4 protein-coding genes are annotated in these 3,133 nt (G+C 38.9%); all 4 read left to right on the top strand.

What is annotated here, in order from left to right; all coding sequences use genetic code 11:
* The coding region (locus tag MV676_RS06755; protein WP_297446064.1) for a DEAD/DEAH box helicase at positions 1-1,246 on the top strand (1,246 nt) is incomplete at its 5' end.
* Positions 1,247-1,299: 53 nt separating this feature from the next.
* Positions 1,300-2,058, top strand: a complete 759-nt coding sequence (locus MV676_RS06760; protein ID WP_297446066.1) for a hypothetical protein — start codon at positions 1,300-1,302, stop codon at positions 2,056-2,058.
* Positions 2,059-2,073: 15 nt separating this feature from the next.
* Positions 2,074-2,370 (top strand): hypothetical protein, encoded by a 297-nt coding sequence (locus MV676_RS06765; protein WP_297446068.1) that lies wholly within the window; start codon positions 2,074-2,076, stop codon positions 2,368-2,370.
* On the top strand, positions 2,357-3,133 hold a 777-nt coding region (locus MV676_RS06770), incomplete at its 3' end, for a hypothetical protein (RefSeq protein ID WP_297446070.1). The genes MV676_RS06765 and MV676_RS06770, both read left to right, overlap by 14 nt.

The raw sequence follows: 3,133 nt of genomic DNA on the forward strand, positions 1-3,133 counted from the left end.
AATCTTTGCTCCCTCTACAGTTTGCTACAACTGGGAAAATGAAATAGAAGAAAGCACTAATAAAAGCGTTATAGTTCTTGACAGCAAAAAACTTAACAAATTTTTCAAGGAAAAGAAAATTCCCGACAGAGATTTTTATGTGATACCTTACTCTGTTCCTTCTTCGTGGGGAAGGAAGGACAACAAAACGGAATGGCTTATGAAAGAGTTTTTAAAGAAAGGAATAAAGTTTGTTGTAGCAGATGAGGCACATAATTTACAACAGCTTTCTACCAAAAAGGCCAAGTTTATAAAAGAGCTTGCACAGAAAAGTGGTGCAAAGTTTTACCTGCTGACCGGAACTATCTACACGACCGATCCGTATACCAGCTACTACCTTTACAGTTTAAGCAATCTCGGTAGAAGAATGTTTATGAACCGTAAAACCTTTGTTGAAAGGTATGCAAAGACAAAGGAGATAAAGAAAGAGAATAAAACCATTAAAGTCCCCTACGGCTCAAGGAATGAAAGAGAACTCCAGGCCACTTTAAGGCGTTTCTTAATGGTAAAGAGGGATAGGGATACGATTCTCAAAGGACTGCCGGCTGTGAGGGATTTGATTATACGGAAAGAGTGGAACGATCCTAAAAAGAAAAGCACTTACGATTTCCTCGTTAATTCTTTTAAGGAAACGGGTGGAGATCCTTCCCTTTTCCCTGAAATGAGAAAGATGATAGCTGAGGATAAGATAGAAGACCTTATTGAAAGGCTTAAGGACATAGAAGAAACCTGGAAAGACGGAACAAATCAGGGAAAGGTTCTGGTTTTTGCCCACTATCAGGATACGCAGAAACTTATAAGAGAAACGTTGCAGAAAAAGTTTAAAGACTTTGAAACTGTAGCCCTTTATTCGGATCTGAACGATAGTCAGAGGAAAGAGGTTTTAGAAAGGTTCAAAAATGATGATAGGGTAAAAGTACTTGTGGCTTCTTTATCGATGGCGAAAGAGGGGTTAAACCTCACCGAGGCAACGGAGGCGATATTCTACGAACTGCCCTTTACCTATAACGACTTTGAACAGGCAAAGGCCAGAATCTACAGAATCGGACAGGAACACCCTGTTACATTTACAGTTCTCCTAAAGAGGGATTCTTACGACATAGACCTGTGGAAAAAGATAAAGAGAAGAGAGGCAAACTTCAAAAATGCTGTATCGTTCCTACAGGCCGTTCTGCTTGGAAACGGCTCATTCAAGCCAAAAAAATAAATATCTGAATATGTTAGAATTAAAGATAAAATCCAGTAGTGGGAGAAGGAGATATGCTGTCAATCAACCAGGATATTAAGATTGGAAACAAGAAGTTTCACATTCAGACGGAGTACTACAAGACTGTAAACAAGATTGTTTCCAACATTTTACAGAACGGCCTTGTAGTAAAAAAGGTTGAAAAAGAGGTAGTAGGTATATCTCCGGAGGACATAGACAAGGAGATTAAAAAGTTTCATACCTTTGTTGTAAGCCGACTGCTCCAGGCCGGGCAGAAGCAGAAAGAAAAAGTTGAGCAGAAAGAAGTTGTTGAAAGAGAAGTAGAACAGGCCCAAAGTGTAAGGTTTGAACTCCCCTCACACCTGTACGGCAAGGTTGTTGATCTTGTCGGCGATTACTTTGGAATCATAACCGAAGAAATAGTTAACGGTATTATCAGTCAATCTACAGACATAATTGACTTTATAGAAAAACTTGCAAAAGAAGCCGAAGCCGAAGGAGCAGATTACGAATCTATCAAGAAAAAACTGTTCAGGATATTCGCAGATTACCTGCTTGCCGCCAACGTTTCATTTAACATTACCGAAATGACCGGAAAAAACTTTGTTGAACTGCTGAGAGCGGAAGCTCTTGAAAACCTGCTTGAAGAGGAGTACGGCATACTTGCCGGGCAGGTAGAAGAAGAAATACTTGCAGAACTTGAAAACGCTTCCAGCCTTGATCAGGCAATAGATATTGTTCTAAGCAGAATAGAAGATGAAGAAAAGAAACAGAAGATAAGGGAAAATCCACGGATTCTGTTTAGAATTTAATGCAGGGAGTGATAGATGAGCAAGCTTGCAATCTTTCTCGATGACGAAAAAGCAGTAGAAATAATAAGAATGGTAATAGAGAACGAAAAGTGTATTGACGGCCGGTGGCGTGGTAAAAAGTGCCGTAAGAGGAACGGAGTCTACAAGGTGAACGCAAAGGACCTTGTTGCCGAAATTGTAAAAGATTGGTATGAAAAGATTTACTCTAAACGGTTTGATTCAGGTTTAGACATAGAAGAGGTTTTTGAAAAAGAGTTTGAAGAGTTTAAAAAAGTCCTTGAGGAGGCAAAGAGGGTAGTTGATAACGGTTAAAGAGTTTCTTGAGGAAGAGCTTTTAGACAATGCAGTAGTTGTCGGAGAAATTAAACGCATTCCCGGTGGATACAGGCTCTACGATTTAAGGGAAAAAGATGTTTATGTGGACATAGAGTCAGACGACGACCTACCCGACGGCGTTGTAAAAGTTTACATAGAGAACGGGGAAATTGTACAGGTTGAACCTGTAACAGATGTCAGGGAAATTATTGGAGAGTCAACCGAAGAGGTAGAAGAAGAACTACCTGAAAAACAAGATAGAGAAACAGAAAAAGAACTTACTCTGCCACTTAACTTATCTGAAGAAAGCGAGAAAGAACTACCTGTTCAGACTGAACAGGATAATAAGGTAGAAGAAAACATATCCAATGTAGAAGAGGTTTTAAGCAAAGACATAACAGACCTTTCTAGTGAACTAGATGAGCTTTCAACAGCTATCGAAAGTGGAAACCTTGCAGAAGAACTCTTTGAGGAAGAAAGCAGTTCAACTGATTCTTCAATAACGGAAGAAGATGCTGAATTTATTGCCACAAAAGTATCTAAAGAAATAGCTGAAGAAATAGATAGAAAATTCAGGGAAATTTCAAGGGCTGTAAAGAGCTTAAAAGAACATACAAACAGCGAAATATCTATTTTAAAACAGGAAATAGAACCTAAATTATCCGAAATAGGAAAAATTCAAAATGAACTAATGGGGATCAAGGGGAAAATAAGTGAGCTTGCAAGAGCAGTTGAGTATCTTGTTTCACAGGTTGAAAAA

The organism is Desulfurobacterium sp. (genome assembly GCF_027028515.1).
Classification (GTDB): Bacteria; Aquificota; Aquificia; order Desulfurobacteriales; family Desulfurobacteriaceae; genus Desulfurobacterium_A.